Origin of the sequence: Halomonas sp. AOP43-A1-21 (assembly GCF_052376775.1) — a bacterium.
GTDB classification, from domain to species: Bacteria; Pseudomonadota; Gammaproteobacteria; order Pseudomonadales; family Halomonadaceae; genus Vreelandella; species Vreelandella colorata.
The window spans coordinates 25,996-41,476 of the sequence record NZ_JBQSWC010000023.1 but is presented as its reverse complement, the minus strand read 5'-3'; the positions used below and the strand labels follow the sequence as shown (position 1 = coordinate 41,476).

Below are 15,481 nucleotides of genomic sequence, written 5' to 3'. Positions count from 1 at the left end.
TGAATAGTAAGCCACCATGCAAAGCAAATACAAAATTCGTCTGCTTAAGGCCAGTTTATTCGCTGCTGCGGCTGTATTAGCGATTTGGACGCTAACCGCCCCGCCAATGGCTGCCTTACTGCTTTGGCTATCGGTAGGCTGGCTTTCCATCACCGCGCTGCTGCTGGACTTCAGTCATCGTTATTCGCATGGCCTACCCTGGCAAGTATTACCCGGCGCACTACTGCTGGGCTTAATTGCCGCTGCGCCAGAACGCCATAGTATGTTGATCTGGGCGTGGGCCGCTATGTTCATGCTACCTCAGACGCGGTGGATACTGGCGTTTAATGTCATAGCAGCGCTATTTAGCTGGGTCTTAATTGCGCCGCAACTAAGCCTGCCGGAAGGGGGATTAATGCTGCTTCTTTTTATTCTCTTGAGTCTGCTTGCATTATCCAGAGCACGTCAACTGGTCGATATGAATGGCGCTATCCGCCAGCGCCTGCGCTTAATTCCGAAAGTTAACCTATGGGCTGGAGAACAGTTGTTACGTGATTTGCCCCGCGAACAAACACGCTCGGAGCGTGAAGTTATCCATGCGGAGCTGGTGGTTTTTCAAGTGAAACGACACCAGCTCTGGTCCATGGCCAAAAAACTGTGTGCGCTAACCTATACCTTTGAAAATGCTTACCGCCTTAATGGCACCACGCTTGCGACCTTGATGCTTTCGCGTTCACCACAGGAAGCGGCCCTGCGCCGCAAGCAGTTACATGCCGCACTGCCAGATAGTGTCTTAAGCCACTCGCTGCCGTTAATTGATATCGAGCACGCTAACCTAACGCTTGAAGAGCTTAGCCACCCCTCTTGTCAGCGGAGCCCGACATGACCGAATACCCGTTTTCAAGACGTCTAATGTCACTCGCTTACGGTGCTAGCCTGGTCTTGATGGTTGGTTATGCGACATGGCTTTACGGGCTGGGTAACTACCGGCATTTGCTGATACCTACCTTTGTGACACTGCTGTTATTAGCCGCTCTATTGATTCATCTAGGACAAGGCATAAAAGGTTATATACCCCAGCTACTGCTGTTAAGTGCTACCTACCTGACGGTATTCAATGCACTTTATCATCCTCCCTATGTGTCTTCTATCTGGTTAGGCTTACCTACGGTTAGCGCTTTTTTACTCCTACCCTTATGGGCTGCTTTGCTGATAACCGGTCTACTTGGTCCACTGATATGGTTATTTATTTTCTATCCAGCTGTACAAGCCCCTTTCGTACTTGGCTATGTCACGCTTATTTTGCTGCTAGCGCTCCCCCGCTGGGAGCATGGCCGCCGCGGTGCGCTCCTACGAGCAACCGACCCAAACGACTGTCAGTGTAATGCTTATAATATTGATACCTTAAAAGAGCGCTTACAAAATGAGTTTCAGCGTGCTGCCATGCTCAACAAGCGCTTGGCCGTCCTGGTGATTCACCTGCCGCAATTAGACATGGCGGAAGAGCAGTTTGGTCACCGAGCGAAAAATGCGCTACTTGATACCCTGTGTAATGAAGTACATGGCCGCTGCCGTGACCATGACCTGCTAGGTCGCGCGGGAGAAACAGCCTTCTGGTTAGTATTACCCGATACCAGCGAAAGTGGGGCATTATTAGTGCGTGAGCGCCTGCAACATGCGCTATCCCAATGTGTACTGGTTGAAACCGGTCAACTTGAATCACGCATCGCCGCTTGCTTGCCTCACAAAGAGAGCTTTGAGCGCTATGTACAACGCCTGAATGCCCGTGCGAAGGCACTGGCCAACGGGTGACGGCTTAATGCCTTTTAGGAGTTTTTTGTGTCTTTAGCCGATAACCTTTATCAGCTCTCGCTATCGCCGTTAATGCTAATCCTGCTGGTATTTTTGATTTCATTGGCTGAGTCCTTGGCTTTGGTTGGCCTGTTGGTACCCGGTGTTGTGCTGATTACGGCAGTGGCGTCACTTGCGGGACATCAGCTGGTAGGGCTTCCCTGGCTGATGATGGCCGCGTTTATAGGGGCGGTAATAGGCGACGGCGTTAGCTTTAGCCTTGGCTATCATCAACGTGCGCAAATCACCCAACGCTGGCCGCTTTCCGCGCATCCCGAATGGCTGGGGCGAGGCGTGCGTTTTTTTGAACGTTACGGCCTTTATTCGGTATTCATTGGCCGATTTGTAGGCCCGGTAAGGCCGATTATTCCTCTGGTCGCGGGCATGATGCGCATGCCGCCGCGTACTTTTTTATGGGCTAATATTGGCTCAGCCGCTCTATGGGCACCGGCTTATCTGTTGCCGGGCTATTTACTGGGGCGCACTTGGCAAGAGCACCTCAACGTGCCGCCGGGGATCAAGTTAGCCCTGCTCATTATGGCAGCCAGCATTGTGGTCTTGGCCGTTGTGTTCTCCTGGGGCCGTGCCCAGGTGGGGCGTCATGGGCGCCTATATCTCGCTATGGCCCGCCTGGCGCGAAAAGTCCCGTTGATGCGTCGCCCATGGCTTTCCATGAGTCAGTCTGGCGAAGTTCCTCTCGCCTCACTCTTGCTGTTTATCGTTGCACTCACCAGCCTCTCTGGCTGGACGCTGATGGTGATACACCACGACGGTCCTTTAATGCTCGACCTCTATGTACAGCGGCTGTTCACCTGGCTGGAAAACGATACGTTAATTGAAATTGGGGCGGTATTTGCCAAGATAGGTGACAAGCTGGGCATCGCCACGCTTCTTGCGCCGTGGGGCTTATGGATGCTGTTTAATAAGCGGATTGATGCCCTACTGCATTGGGGGTTAGCCGTCGGTGGCATCGCGTTTCTGAATACTTTTGGCAAGGCATATTTTGGCCGTGCCCGCCCAGACACGCCGGACTATCTAACCGGATCGCTCTCCTACCCCAGCGCCCATACCTCAACATCGGTGGTGGTTCTGGGGCTGTTGGCGGCATTTGTAGCCTCAGAACTCTCGCGCCAAAAACGCGCCTGGGTTTACTGGGCGGCAATTGCCTTAGCCGTTCCCATGGCCCTATCCCGCTTAGTTATCGGCGTGCACTGGTTTAGTGACCTGATCGGCGGCGCGCTGCTGGGCTTGGTGGTGTGCGCGCTGGTACGCTTAAGCTGGCAACGCTATCCGCGCCAACCGTTAACTCCCTGCCCATGGCAGTTATTAAGCGTAGCCTCACTTATCCTGATCAGCGTGCGGGTTGGCTTCTTTCCACCGGTATAGCTCAGAGCTTTAGCTCAACGCGTTAGCCTAGCGCCAGCCACGCGCCCACGCCTATCATCAACGAGCCGGCAATTCGGTTAAGAAGCCGAACATTGCCGCTCTTACCCAACGTTTTACGCAGCGTTTTACCGCCGGTGGCATAAACCAGCATGCTGGCAAATTCAATTAGCAGGATCACCGTGATAAGCAGGCTAAGCTGACTGGCAAGAGGGCGGCTGCTGTCCAGAAAAGGCGGCAGCAGCACCATAAAGAAAGCCCAGCCCTTGGGGTTAGCCACCGCGGTAACAAATCCCTGCATGGCTAACTGCAGACGACCAGCGGGCGGGCCGGCATTTAACTCATTGGGTATGGCCATCCGCCCACGAGAGCGCCACATCATCACGCCCAAATAGGCTAGATAAGCGCCCCCAATCCATTTAAAGGCGATAAAAAGCTCGGGCTGACGCAACATTAATGCAGCGACGCCGGCCCCCGCAGCGGCTGCCACCAACCCCACGCCCAAAAGCTCACCAATCATCATCCAAAGCGTACGCTTTACGCCCTGGGTCATGCCTAACACCATCGCAAGGGTCATGCACATGCCAGGCGTCAGCGATACGAATAGAAACGTTGGCACAAATATCGACAGCGTTGCCCAGGTCATTGGTCATCCTTAGCAGTATCGCCTGCGTCAGCATCAAGCTCGCCCCAACGGGGCATCAAAGTATGTTGAATTCCCAGCTGATTAAGAATTCTCGCGACGATAAAATCGATAAGATCTTCAATTGATTGCGGACGATGATAGAACCCGGGCGCGGCAGGTAGAATCACCACGCCCAATCGACTTAACCCCAACATATGCTCCAGGTGAATAGGCGAAAACGGACTTTCCCGAGGCACCATCACCAGCGTTCGCCGCTCCTTAATCGCCACGTCCGCCGCGCGCTCTATCAGATTGTTGCTGGCTCCGGTTGCCACCGCGGAAAGCGTGCCGGTTGAACAGGGGCAAATGACCATGGCGGATGCCGCACCGGAGCCTGATGCCACGGGGGCCATCCAGTCTTCCCGACCAAAACAGCGGATCTGCCCCGGCTGCGCGCCGCTGCGCTCGCTCAATGCCTTGGCCAGCCTATCTGGCTGCGCGGGTAGCGTGATATCGGTTTCTGTCGCAACGACCATATGCGCCGCCTTGGAGATCATGACCCACACTTCATGGCCAGCCTCTACCAGCACGTCAATCAGCCGCAAGCCGTACTGCGCGCCGGATGCACCTGTTAACGCGACGGTAACCGGTTTTTTAAAGCACAAATCTTTACTCACGCCATGGATTCCTTTGCCGCTAGTGCGCTCAACAAACGTTCGTGTACGCCTTCAAAACCACCGTTAGACATGACAACGATACGATCCAGCGGCTCCGCCTGGCTAACCACCGCGCTTACCAATGCATCGATCTCACGGTACAGATGGGCCTTGGCGCCCTGCTCTGCGACCAGTTCGTCCATCGACCAGTCAATCCCCTCCGGCTGATACCAGTAGACCTGGTCGGCATCGGCAATACTTTCTTTAAGCCGATCACGCAGCGCTCCCAGACGCATGGTGTTGGAGCGTGGCTCGATGACCGCCAGCAAGCGCCCCTTGGTCGTGGTGGCTCGCAAGCCTTCCAAGGTGGCGGCGATTGCGGTGGGATGATGGGCAAAGTCATCAATCACCTGAACGCCTTTCACCTCGCCACGCACCTCCTGGCGCCTCCGCGGGGTCTCAAAGCGTGACAGAGCCGCACAGGCGCGGGCCAAGTCAACGCCGCACTGTTGGGCGGCGGCCAGCGCACCCAACGCATTACGCGCGTTGTGGGCACCGCTTAACGGCCATTCAACAACACTGTCTTCCTCACCTTCCGGCGTACGGTAAATGACCTGGAAACGGCTGGCATCGGGACGTTCCAGGCAGAGCTGCCAAGCGCTTTCGGCCTGCTCGCCAAAGTACTCAACCGGTGTCCAGGCGCCCATTGCCAGAACGCGCTCAAGAGCTGGCTGCTCGTCGGCGACCAGCAGGCGGCCCTGGCTTGGTACAGTGCGCACGAGATGATGGAACTGGCGCTCAATGGCCGCTAAGTCTGAAAAAATATCCGCATGGTCGAACTCAAGGTTATTGAGAACGGCAATATCTGGGCGATAGTGAACGAACTTGGAGCGCTTATCGAAGAAAGCCGTATCATACTCATCGGCTTCAACCACAAAGGGGCCTTGAGGGTCGCCCAGGCGCGCCGAAACACCAAAGTTACGCGGTACGCCGCCGATTAAAAAACCCGGCGCTTGGCCAGCGCTCTCAAGTAGCCAGGCCAATAAACTGGCGGTGGTGGTTTTACCGTGGGTCCCGGCAATGGCAATTACGCGCCGCCCTGGCAAAACATGCTCGGCAAGCCACTGGGCACCAGAGGTATAGGGCAAGCCACAGTTAAGCAGCGCCTCTACTTCCGGGTTTCCGCGCGATAACGCATTGCCTACGATAACCAAGTCGACAGACGCCTCAAGGTGCTCTGCACGATAGCCCTCCATTAGCGTAATGCCTGCCTCAGCCAGCTGCGTACTCATGGGCGGATAGACATTTGCATCCGATCCGCTGACCTGGTGGCCCTGCTCACGTGCCAACAGCGCAAGACTACCCATAAAGGTGCCGCAGATACCGATAATGTGAAGATGCATGGCGTGCGCCCCTAACAACATAGTAAACAGCAAACAAATAGCTGAAAAGACTAGCATGCCCGGCTGGAATGCTCATCCATAAGCGTTGGATTTAAACTCCAAAACTGGCCGTCTTCATGCTAAGCGCAGGTCAAAGGTGGTCAGCCAAGTGACAAATGCGCTCGATTGTTGCAGGATGCGCCCATTCTTATTGACTGCCATACCTAAGATTGACTGCCATACCTATCGACAAACGCAGGCCATATGCTTAGGGCCTGCAAGGGAGCTTACAATGCGCGTTTTAATTCGTTATTTTTTTCGAGGTGTTCGTTTGGTGCTGGCACCGATAATGATTATCTCGGAAAAACTCACCACGCCGAGCGCCATTGAACGCCCTCCCGAAGAGCAGGCACGCGTCGATCAAGCCTGTCAGCGTTTAGCCCTTTATCAGTTTCGCACCTGCCCATTTTGCATCAAGGTACGCAAAGAAATAGCCCGTCTGGGCCTCACCATTGAGCTGCGGGATACCCAGCTTGATCCGACTCACAAGCAGGCGCTGGTTGAAGGAGGCGGTAAAACCAAGGTGCCTTGCCTGAAAATTCACCATGAAGATGGCCGTGAAGAGTGGCTGTATGAGTCGGATGATATTAATAAGTGGCTACATCAACAGTTCGGCGCTTAGAACGCGACCCGGCTTAGAACTCGACACGATAGGCTTCAACATCGAACTGCACATCGATGTCGATCCCCTCATCCTGGCTTGGCGCTGCATCTAAATCACTCTGTAATGCCATGATGCCCTGAATATGTCCGGTAACGTGAACCTGACTGCCTTGCTGTTCAAAATGCTCCAACGTGACGGTGACACTGCCCCCTTCTGAAGTATAAAGAGGCGGCATGGCGGTGTTGCCGATCAAGTGCACGACCTGGGAGTCGATAAGCTGATTATCTTCGATACTTAAACTGATCGAGAGCGCTTCATGGGCATTCCAGTTATCAGGCTCGATAAACCCGGAAATTGTCACCTGCTGTTGATCGCCTACTTCTATAAAAGAAGCATTTGAATCCCGGCCCTCACTTAAAATAAACCACTCACGCGGCTCGCCCTCAAGCGTTCCTTCAATGCTCGTGGCCTGCGTGGTTAACGGAAGTAATCCGGCTAGCAGTAATATGCTCCAGCTACATGTTTTCATCACAACCTTCTTACAACCTTTTAACGCCTTGTTGGTGTGCGTACGGAAAATAACCAAACGCTCGTTTATTTTTTAGATAAGACTTTTGTCTAACATTTGTTGCGTCATGCGCCGCTATAAGCGTAATCATTCAGTAGATGAATAGAGCCTGTCATTATTTCGATTGTGCGACGTAAGAGTCACTCTCTATGTTAATAGCTTAGCTTACAAGCTGACCGTGTATGTTTTACTCGCTTTTGTAATGCATTTAAGCGTTAAAGCGAACAATAAAACCATCAAAAAATGGGAACAATTATGACGCTCAAGAAAACGTTACTGGCTTCTATTATCGGTGCCACGGTAGCAGGTGGTGCAATGCTACCCCTGACAGCCAGTGCTGAAACCTTACGCATAGGCTACTCGGCTGATCCCGAAACCCTCGATATTCACGAACAGCTATCAGGCGGCATGTTGCGTTTTTCTCACCTTGCTTTCGACCCTCTCGTGCGCTGGACCAAAGATTTCGATTTTGAGCCACGCTTGGCCACCGAGTGGGAGCAAAAAGACGATACACACATGCGCATGACGCTACGTGAAGGCGTTACCTTTCACTCAGGTAATGAGTTCACAGCGAAAGACGTAGTGTGGACCATTGAGCGTCTAAAAGAGAGCCCAGACTATAAGGCGATTTTTGAGCCTATCGAAAGCGCTGAAGCCATTGATGACTACACGGTGGAAATTACCACTGCCGAGCCTTATCCGCTGATGCTTAACCTGGCAACGTATATTTTCCCGATGGATAGCCAGTTCTACACCGGTGAAGCTGAGGGTGGCGGTGATAAAGCGGAAATCGTTAAAGCCGGCAATTCCTTTGCATCACGTAACGTCTCCGGTACCGGTCCGTTTGTGTTGACTGACCGCCGCCAGGGCGTGCGCGTTGATTTTGAGCGCTTTGAAGATTACTGGGACACGGAAAGTGAAGGCAATGTGTCCAGCATCGTGTTAACCCCCATCGCTGAAAACGCTTCACGCGTAGCCGCCCTGCTGTCTGGCGGCGTCGACTTTATCGACGCAGTACCGCCCAATGATCTGGAGCGCGTGCGCGAAGCAAGTGATGTCAATCTTTTCGAAGTACCGGGTACCCGTATTATCGGTTTCCAGCTTAACGAAGAACAAGTTGAAGCATTTCAGGACGTTCGCGTTCGTCAAGCCGTCGACCTTGCCATCAATCAGGAAGGCATCGCTGACCGTTTAATGCGCGGCTTTGCCACACCGGCCGGCCAGTTCTCACCGGAAGGCTACTCAGGCCATAACCCGGACCTGGTACCGCGTTACGATCTTGAGCGCGCCCAGGAGCTGATGGCGGAAGCGGGCTATGAAGATGGCTTTAGCGTTGACATGATCGCGCCGAACAACCGCTACGTTAATGACGCACAGATTGCCCAGGCTGTCGCCAACATGCTGTCGCGCATCAACATCCAGGTGAATCTGCGCACCATGCCGCTGGCCCAATACTGGCCTGAGTATGATACCCGCCAGTCGGATATCGCAATGCTGGGTTGGCACTCAGATACCGAAGATACGGCTAACTTCTTCCAGTATCTGTCTTTCTGTATCGATGACGAAACGGGTGCGGGTCAATACAACTACGGCAACTACTGCAATGAAGAAATTGATGCACTAGTTACCGAAGCCGACAGCACCACCGATCTTGAAAAACGTAACGAAATGCTGCGTGAAGCCGAAGCCATGCTGTATGAAGATGCTGGCTTCATTATGCTGCATTGGCAGAACCTGGCTTACGCTGCCGCTGAGGGCGTAGACGTTGAGCCTGTTGTTAACGCCATCGACTTCCCCTACCTGGGCGATCTCGTCATCAATCGCTAAGTTTGATTAACGCTTTGTAAGTTACCTGCACGGATGCTTCGCTCTCCAGCTACCTGGAGAGCGAAGCGCGTGCTGTGTCAAAACCCGTTGCAAAACGTTAACTAAAACTTGTTTCTACTTCCTTTGTTAAACACTATTACATAGGTGGCGTACGCCATGATTGCCTTTTTAATCAAGCGGCTGATGCACGCGGTATTGGTGATGTTCGTCATCAGCGTGCTGGCCTTCGCCATTCAGGACAACCTGGGTGACCCGATACAACAAATGGTTGGACAGTCGGTCCCCGAAAGTGAACGCGAAGCCTTACGCGAGCGCTTAGGCCTTAATGATTCGTTCATGGTGCAGTATGTGCGCTTTGCCAAGAATGCGGTGCAGGGAGACTTTGGCTACTCCTACTTCTACCGCGAACCGGCGCTCAGCGTTATTGCCCGCCATTTGCCAGCAACGCTTGAACTGGTGTTTGCGGCAACGTTAATTATCGTGATTTTTTCGGTGCCTATCGGGGTATACAGTGCAATTAAACCGCGCTCGATTATTTCGCGATTTTTCATGGGCGTTTCGATCATTGGTATCTCGATACCGGTATTTTTAACCGCTATCGTGCTTATTCAAATATTTGCCATCGGCATCACCGTGTCGATATTCCCCGAAAGTACCGGCTGGGGCGCATGGCTTAATGGTTTGCTCTCTACCCAAGGCAACATGCCGTCGTTTGGGCGTGGCTACGACTTAGTGCATGTGGTCGGCCATTGGGATACGAACCTTGCTTCCTGGAGCGGTTTGCAGCATTTAGTGCTACCCGCCATTTCACTTGCCTCCATTATGCTGCCACTGTTTATTCGCTTAATTCGCGCTGAGATGATGGAAGTACTGCAGTCTGAATACGTGAAATATGCCCGCGCTAAGGGTATCTCCATGCGCCGCGTGTATTTTGTTCATGCGCTTAAAAACACCATGCTGCCGGTCATAACCGTGGGCGGCGTGCAAATTGGCACCATGGTGGCGTACACCATCCTGACTGAAACCGTTTTCCAGTGGCCAGGCATGGGCCTTATGTTCCTGGATGCGATCAACCGTGCTGATATCCCGCTCATCGTGTCCTATCTGATGATTGTCGGCGTCATTTTCGTGGTGACAAACACCATCGTGGATTTGATCTACGGCTACGTGAACCCCACCGTAAAACTGACTGGTAAGCCCGCATGACGATGACAACCAAGCCAACCAAGGCACCTAGCCGCTTCCAGCGCTTTAGCGACTCCTTTCTGTGGTACAGCTTTAAGCGCGACCGTACCGCGCAGCTATGCCTTGCCGTGTTTATCTGTCTGGTAGTAGCCGCTTTTGCCGCGCCGCTGATTGCACCGACCGATCCCTATGATTTGCGCCAGATCGATATTCTTGCCTCTGAGCTGCCGCCTTTCTGGATTGATGGTACCGACGAGCGCTATATCCTGGGTACCGATGCTCAAGGACGCGATCTTTGGTCGATCGTTTTATACGGTACGCGCGTGTCGCTTTTAATCGGCTTTGGCGCCGTTATTCTGCAAGCGCTTCTAGGCGTGACCTTTGGCCTGATGGCAGGCTATCTGGGGGGTCGCGTTGATGCATTCTTTATGCGCCTGGCAGATATCCAGCTGTCTTTTTCCACTCTAATGGTCGCTATCGTGGTGGGCGCCGTGGTGAAAGCCACCATGGGCAGCTCCTTTTATAGCCAGTACGCGGTTCTCATGCTGGTGTTGATTATCGGCCTGGCCGAATGGCCACAGTACGCTCGAACGGTACGTGCCTCAGTGCTGGCAGAGAAAAACAAAGAGTATGTGGACGCCGCCCGTGTCATGGGGCTGCGCAGCAAGCGGATTATGTTCCGCCATGTGTTGCCCAACACGCTTTCCCCGATTTTTGTTATATCCACCGTACAGATTGCCAACGCAATTATTTCTGAAGCAGCGCTGTCGTTTTTGGGGCTGGGCATGCCCGAAACTCACCCATCACTTGGCTCGTTAATCAAAGCGGGGTTTGACTACATTCAGTCGGGTTCCTGGTGGATCACATTAATTCCCGGTGCGGTACTGGTCGTGCTAGTGCTGTCTATCAATCTATTGGGCGACTGGCTGCGCGATGTCATGAACCCACGACTCTATAAGGGCTGAGGACATCATGGCATTACTTGAAGTTTCCCAGTTAGATGTACGCTTTGCCCTGCGTCAGGGCGAGGTCAAGGCAATACGCGATGTAAGCTTTACGCTTGAACGCGGCGAACGCTTGGGCATTGTAGGCGAGTCTGGTGCGGGTAAATCAGTGGCCGCCTTTTCGCTGCTTAACCTGATTGCCAAGCCAGGTTTTATCGCGGGTGGCAGTATCACCTTTGAAGGGCAAACACTTAACACCATGTCGGAGCGCGGGCTGCGTAAAATACGTGGCAACCGTATTTCGATGATCTTCCAAGATCCGATGATGACCCTTAATCCGGTGTTGTCGATTGGCGAGCAGATGGTCGAGTGTCTGAAAGCCCACCGCCGCATTTCTTCAAAAGAAGCCCGTACCATCGCGTTGGATAAGCTGCGCCAAGTGCAAATCCCCTCACCGGAAAAGCGCCTGGACCAGTACCCGCACGAGCTTTCCGGCGGGATGCGCCAGCGTATTATTATCGCCATTGCCCTGCTGCTTGACCCAGATATCATCATTGCCGATGAACCAACCACTGCGCTGGATGTGACCATCCAGGCGGAAATCATGGCGCTGCTCTTGGATCTTTGCGAGCAGCACAATGTCGGGCTTATTTTGATTACCCATGACCTGGGTGTGGTAAGCCAGGTTACCCAGCGCATGCTGGTCATGTACGCCGGGCGTGTGATCGAGCAAGGCCCCACGCGCGAGATCATTAACGACCCGCAGCACCCTTACACCCAAGGGCTGATCAACGCCCTACCCCAAATGGCCACGCCAGGCGAGAAGCTGAATCAGATTCGCGGCAGCATGCCGTCGCTCTCCAATTTGCCCAGCGGCTGCGCCTTTCATCCGCGCTGCGACTTTATCAAGCGCGCCGATGGCCAAACCCGCCCTGCCTGTATTGAACAGGTACCTGGTTTTGTGCAGGCGGGTAACTGCCAGGTCGCCTGTCATATGGTGGCTGAACTAATGGAAGATCGTCGTTTAAAGGAGGAAAGCCAATGAGCACGCAGACAAGCGCCATGGCAGCCAACCACATCCCCACTGAAAACGTCGATACAGCCCAGCCACTGTTGCAAATTCGCGATCTTAAAAAGCGCTTTTCGCTATCAGGTGATTTTCTTGACCAGCTGCGCTTTAAAGGCGGCAAGCTTATTCGTCACCAGGAGCACGTTCACGCCATTAACGGGGTCAACCTCGAGATCAACCGTGGCGAAGCACTCTGCGTGGTGGGTGAGTCCGGCTGCGGTAAATCCACCGTTGCCCGTACGGTGATGGGGCTGCTTTCACCTTCAGAAGGCGAAATTCATTATGACGGCCAGCGAATCGATCATTTAAGCTCGCGTCAGTTGCTGCCCTATCGCAAGCGCATGCAGATGATTTTTCAAAACCCCTACGCCTCGCTTAACCCGCGCATGACCATTCAGCAAACGCTGGAAGAACCCCTGCGCCTGCACCATCCAAACTGGAATCGGCAACAGATTGCCGACAAAGTTAAAGACGTTATGGGCTCGGTGGGTATCGACCCCGACTGGGGAAAGCGGTTTGGTCATGAGTTTTCCGGCGGCCAGCGCCAGCGTATTGCCATTGCCCGTGCGCTGGCGGTGGATCCTGAGTTTATCGTCGCCGACGAGCCCATTTCGGCCTTGGATGTGTCAATTCAGGCGCAGGTGTTGAATCTCTTGATGGAAGCCCAAAACGCGCGCAATTTAACCTACCTGTTCATTACCCACGACTTGGCCGTTGTTGAGCATTTTGGTACACGCGTCGCGGTCATGTACCTAGGTACCGTGTGCGAAATAGCCACTACTGCAACGCTGTTTGCCAAACCTCGTCATCCCTATACCCAGGCACTGCTCTCTTCGATTCCACGCCTTGAAGATGACCGACCACAGCATATTCGCCTTAAGGGCGAAGTGCCGACCCCGGTCAATCTACCTAGCGGCTGTGTGTTTCATGGCCGCTGCCCGTACGCTAACGCGCGCTGCATCCAGGAAATTCCCCAGTTGCAAATGCAGGATGACGGTACGCGGGTTGCGTGTCACGCTGTTGAGGAAGGCCGCCTATGATTAGGTATTCATTGGCCAAGCAAGTCATCTCACTGCGGGGTATCGCATGGAAATTCGCTGGCTAGAAGACTTTATTGCCCTGGCCAGAACACGGCATTTTTCGCGCGCAGCCGACGATCAACATGTCACCCAGCCCACCTTCTCTCGGCGCATTAAACTGCTGGAAGAAGAAATGGGCGTTACGCTGATCAATCGTCAGACGTTACCACTTTCGTTAACACCCGCGGGCGAGGAGTTTCTTACGCTCTGCGAGCAGGTAACGGAACGGGTACGCTTGACGCGTGATCGCCTGCGGGAAATTAATGCCGGCCAGCAGCGACGCATTATGGTGGCGGCCCCGCAGAGCCTGCTTGGCCATTTCCTGCCGGAATGGCTCGCCTCGACCGGCTGGCAGGATCGGGTACAGCCCTACTTGCGAGCCACCGGCTGGGTAGCCAACGATTATTTTCAAGCCTTGGCACGCGCGGAGTGCGACCTAGCCATTTGTTACTGGCCTGTGGGGCGCTGCGATCTGGAAATCGATACTAGCGCCAGCACTTACAAGGTCATCGGTCATGAACGACTGATACCGGTTACCGGCCTAAGTTCGCAAGGCGAGCCCAGTGCGGCATTGCCGGGAACACGCGCTCATCCCTCGCCCTGGCTCGCCTATCCAAAGCGAGGCCTGCTCGGCTCTGCGATAAAGGCTCATTTGGCCAGATTGCCACACAGCACCTACCTGAATGCGCAAAGCGAAAACCTATACGCAGCCGGTATTAAAGAGCTTGTACTGCTTGGGTACGGCATGAGCTGGCTTCCCGAGCGCAGCGTCGCGAAAGAGCTTACCCAGGGCACCCTGGTAAGAGCAGGCGATAGCCGCTGGGATGTACCCATGGAGCTGCGCTTGTATCGACATCAACTTCAGCGCCACGCCGAATTGGATAAATTCTGGAGCGAACTCGCCCCTTCACGTAGTTAACAGGATACGCTTGCATGTCAACGACGCTTTTCAACCTGCAGCTTGAACATATCGCTCATTTGCAACGCGCATATGAACAGGTGCTAACTAAATCCGGCTTTGACAGCTTGGCGATTTATAGCGGTCACGCTGACTACCATTTTGCTGACGATCATGCCGCCTCTTTTCAGACCTATGGCCACTTTATGCACTGGGTGGGGCTTGCGGATATTCAGCACAGCTGGTTGGTCATTGCGCCGAATACGCGCCCTCAGCTCTATCTTTATGCGCCGGATGATTTTTGGCATCTACCTACAAAGCTCCCGGAAGAGCCCTGGGTATCCGCCATAGATGTGCATTTATGCAGCACTAAAACCGCTCCGACGTTTACGGGCAAAGCCGTCGTAATTGGCGATATTGAAAGCGTTAGTACCGATATCAGCCAGGCGCTGAAGGCGGACGTGGCTCCTAATGCGCTTGTTCAGGCACTTGATGAGCTGCGTATGTTCAAAACGCCTTATGAAGTAGCCTGCCTGCGAGAAGCCAACCGGCTGGCCATTGCAGGCCATCAGGCGGCGCAAACCGCATTTATTGGTGCCTCGGGTGAGCTTGATATTCAACTGGCATACCTTGCCGCTAGCCGACAGCGCGAATCAAACGTTCCCTATCAAAATATTATTGGCTTGAATAACCATGCCGGTGTCCTGCACTACCAACACTATGACTTAACGCCTCCCAAACAGCGTTTTAGCCTGCTGGTGGATGCCGGGCGGCGCTTTCGAGGTTACTGCGCGGATATAACGCGTACCTATGCCGGGCCCGATGCGCCCGCCGTTTTTGGCGAACTGGTGAACGCCCTGCATCGCCTGAAAGATGAGATGGTTGAGAGCATCGTGCCCAACGTTGATTACGTTGGGCTGCATAAACAGATGCACCACTCTCTGGGAAATATCCTGGTCGCTCACGATCTTTTTAAAGGCAGCGCCCAGCAAGCCGTTGAAGAAGGCGTTACGCGTGCTTTCTGTCCACATGGGCTAGGTCATTCGCTGGGTCTTCAGGTCCATGACGTCGCGGGCTTACGACATCCAGATGGCACCCCTGCTCCTGCGCCCACTGAGCATCCTGCGCTGCGTTTAACACGCACGCTCAAGCCTGGCATGGTCGTGACTATCGAACCGGGGCTCTATTTTATACCCATGCTCTTGAAACCGTTGCGTGATAAAGCGTTGCCCATTAACTGGACGCTGGTTGATCAGCTGCTGCCTTGTGGTGGGATCCGTATTGAAGATAACGTGCTGGTCACCGAATCCAGCTTCGAGAACCTGACGCCTTGAGCCTCCCAGACTCGAAGGGGTCGTCCCTCTGACGCTG

General features: G+C 53.8%; 15 protein-coding genes. 11 read left to right on the top strand and 4 right to left on the bottom strand.

Annotated features, from left to right (window positions below):
- Window positions 1-16: 16 nt before the first annotated feature.
- Genes ACT3R7_RS13550 through ACT3R7_RS13540 form a run of 3 tightly spaced genes read left to right on the top strand, consistent with a single transcriptional unit; the run spans window position 17 to window position 3,216 of the window.
- Window positions 17-865: a hypothetical protein gene (locus ACT3R7_RS13550; protein WP_193092116.1), complete on the top strand. Its 849-nt coding sequence runs from the start codon at window positions 17-19 to the stop codon at window positions 863-865.
- A complete protein-coding gene (locus ACT3R7_RS13545; RefSeq protein WP_192537842.1) occupies window positions 862-1,791 on the top strand; it encodes a GGDEF domain-containing protein in 930 nt (309 codons plus the stop codon). The genes ACT3R7_RS13550 and ACT3R7_RS13545 overlap by 4 nt, the downstream gene beginning before the upstream one ends.
- A gap of 27 nt (window positions 1,792-1,818) precedes the next feature.
- A complete protein-coding gene (locus tag ACT3R7_RS13540) occupies window positions 1,819-3,216 on the top strand; it encodes a bifunctional DedA family/phosphatase PAP2 family protein (protein ID WP_496199240.1) in 1,398 nt (465 codons plus the stop codon).
- Between the two features lie 22 nt (window positions 3,217-3,238).
- Here ACT3R7_RS13540 and ACT3R7_RS13535 read toward each other — a convergent pair whose 3' ends face one another.
- Genes ACT3R7_RS13535 through mpl form a run of 3 tightly spaced genes read right to left on the bottom strand, consistent with a single transcriptional unit; the run spans window position 3,239 to window position 5,897 of the window.
- Window positions 3,239-3,859 (bottom strand): LysE family translocator, encoded by a 621-nt coding sequence (locus tag ACT3R7_RS13535; RefSeq protein WP_193092118.1) that lies wholly within the window; start codon window positions 3,857-3,859, stop codon window positions 3,239-3,241.
- Window positions 3,856-4,515 carry a flavin prenyltransferase UbiX gene (locus ACT3R7_RS13530; protein WP_319643930.1) on the bottom strand — a complete coding sequence of 220 codons (660 nt, stop codon included), beginning with the start codon at window positions 4,513-4,515 and terminating at the stop codon, window positions 3,856-3,858. The genes ACT3R7_RS13535 and ACT3R7_RS13530 overlap by 4 nt, the downstream gene beginning before the upstream one ends.
- A complete protein-coding gene (gene mpl, locus ACT3R7_RS13525) occupies window positions 4,512-5,897 on the bottom strand; it encodes a UDP-N-acetylmuramate:L-alanyl-gamma-D-glutamyl-meso-diaminopimelate ligase (protein ID WP_193092119.1) in 1,386 nt (461 codons plus the stop codon). Before mpl ends, ACT3R7_RS13530 begins: the two co-directional genes overlap by 4 nt.
- Window positions 5,898-6,168: 271 nt before the next feature.
- Between mpl and ACT3R7_RS13520 the strand changes: the two genes are divergently transcribed.
- Entirely contained in the window at window positions 6,169-6,558 is a 390-nt protein-coding gene (locus ACT3R7_RS13520; protein WP_441675032.1) for a glutaredoxin family protein, read from the top strand.
- Window positions 6,559-6,571: 13 nt separating this feature from the next.
- Here the strand turns inward: ACT3R7_RS13520 and ACT3R7_RS13515 are convergent, their stop codons facing one another.
- Window positions 6,572-7,069 carry a hypothetical protein gene (locus tag ACT3R7_RS13515; RefSeq protein WP_192537836.1) on the bottom strand — a complete coding sequence of 166 codons (498 nt, stop codon included), beginning with the start codon at window positions 7,067-7,069 and terminating at the stop codon, window positions 6,572-6,574.
- A 294-nt stretch (window positions 7,070-7,363) separates the two neighbouring features.
- Here ACT3R7_RS13515 and ACT3R7_RS13510 point away from each other — a divergent pair, with 294 nt between their 5' ends.
- The 7 genes from ACT3R7_RS13510 to pepQ all read left to right on the top strand — a co-directional run bounded on the left by ACT3R7_RS13510 (window position 7,364) and on the right by pepQ (window position 15,444).
- Complete coding sequence (locus ACT3R7_RS13510; protein WP_441675030.1) at window positions 7,364-8,935, top strand: ABC transporter substrate-binding protein; 1,572 nt, start codon at window positions 7,364-7,366, stop codon at window positions 8,933-8,935.
- 156 nt (window positions 8,936-9,091) lie between these two features.
- Window positions 9,092-10,141, top strand: a complete 1,050-nt coding sequence (locus tag ACT3R7_RS13505) for an ABC transporter permease (protein ID WP_193092122.1) — start codon at window positions 9,092-9,094, stop codon at window positions 10,139-10,141.
- Window positions 10,138-11,085, top strand: coding sequence for an ABC transporter permease (locus tag ACT3R7_RS13500; protein WP_192537833.1), 948 nt, complete (start codon window positions 10,138-10,140; stop codon window positions 11,083-11,085). The genes ACT3R7_RS13505 and ACT3R7_RS13500 overlap by 4 nt, the downstream gene beginning before the upstream one ends.
- 7 nt (window positions 11,086-11,092) lie before the next feature.
- The gene (locus ACT3R7_RS13495) at window positions 11,093-12,109 is read left to right on the top strand and encodes an ABC transporter ATP-binding protein (protein ID WP_192537832.1); all 1,017 of its coding nucleotides are present in this window, start codon (window positions 11,093-11,095) and stop codon (window positions 12,107-12,109) included.
- Window positions 12,110-12,126: 17 nt separating this feature from the next.
- Entirely contained in the window at window positions 12,127-13,173 is a 1,047-nt protein-coding gene (locus ACT3R7_RS13490) for an ABC transporter ATP-binding protein (protein ID WP_193092135.1), read from the top strand.
- Between the two features lie 46 nt (window positions 13,174-13,219).
- Window positions 13,220-14,131, top strand: coding sequence for a LysR family transcriptional regulator (locus tag ACT3R7_RS13485; protein WP_193092123.1), 912 nt, complete (start codon window positions 13,220-13,222; stop codon window positions 14,129-14,131).
- A 14-nt stretch (window positions 14,132-14,145) separates the two neighbouring features.
- Complete coding sequence (pepQ, locus tag ACT3R7_RS13480) at window positions 14,146-15,444, top strand: Xaa-Pro dipeptidase (RefSeq protein ID WP_193092124.1); 1,299 nt, start codon at window positions 14,146-14,148, stop codon at window positions 15,442-15,444.
- Window positions 15,445-15,481 lie beyond the last annotated feature (37 nt).

Coding starts and splice junctions, on each gene's coding strand:
- ACT3R7_RS13495 (WP_192537832.1), top strand. CDS start 11,093: ATGGCATTACTTGAAGTTTCCCAGTTAGATGTACGCTTTGCCCTGCGT.
- ACT3R7_RS13550 (WP_193092116.1), top strand. CDS start 17: ATGCAAAGCAAATACAAAATTCGTCTGCTTAAGGCCAGTTTATTCGCT.
- ACT3R7_RS13510 (WP_441675030.1), top strand. CDS start 7,364: ATGACGCTCAAGAAAACGTTACTGGCTTCTATTATCGGTGCCACGGTA.
- ACT3R7_RS13515 (WP_192537836.1), bottom strand. CDS start 7,069: ATGAAAACATGTAGCTGGAGCATATTACTGCTAGCCGGATTACTTCCG.
- ACT3R7_RS13490 (WP_193092135.1), top strand. CDS start 12,127: ATGGCAGCCAACCACATCCCCACTGAAAACGTCGATACAGCCCAGCCA.
- ACT3R7_RS13500 (WP_192537833.1), top strand. CDS start 10,138: ATGACGATGACAACCAAGCCAACCAAGGCACCTAGCCGCTTCCAGCGC.
- ACT3R7_RS13505 (WP_193092122.1), top strand. CDS start 9,092: ATGATTGCCTTTTTAATCAAGCGGCTGATGCACGCGGTATTGGTGATG.
- ACT3R7_RS13485 (WP_193092123.1), top strand. CDS start 13,220: ATGGAAATTCGCTGGCTAGAAGACTTTATTGCCCTGGCCAGAACACGG.
- pepQ (WP_193092124.1), top strand. CDS start 14,146: ATGTCAACGACGCTTTTCAACCTGCAGCTTGAACATATCGCTCATTTG.
- mpl (WP_193092119.1), bottom strand. CDS start 5,897: ATGCATCTTCACATTATCGGTATCTGCGGCACCTTTATGGGTAGTCTT.
- ACT3R7_RS13535 (WP_193092118.1), bottom strand. CDS start 3,859: ATGACCTGGGCAACGCTGTCGATATTTGTGCCAACGTTTCTATTCGTA.
- ACT3R7_RS13520 (WP_441675032.1), top strand. CDS start 6,169: ATGCGCGTTTTAATTCGTTATTTTTTTCGAGGTGTTCGTTTGGTGCTG.
- ACT3R7_RS13545 (WP_192537842.1), top strand. CDS start 862: ATGACCGAATACCCGTTTTCAAGACGTCTAATGTCACTCGCTTACGGT.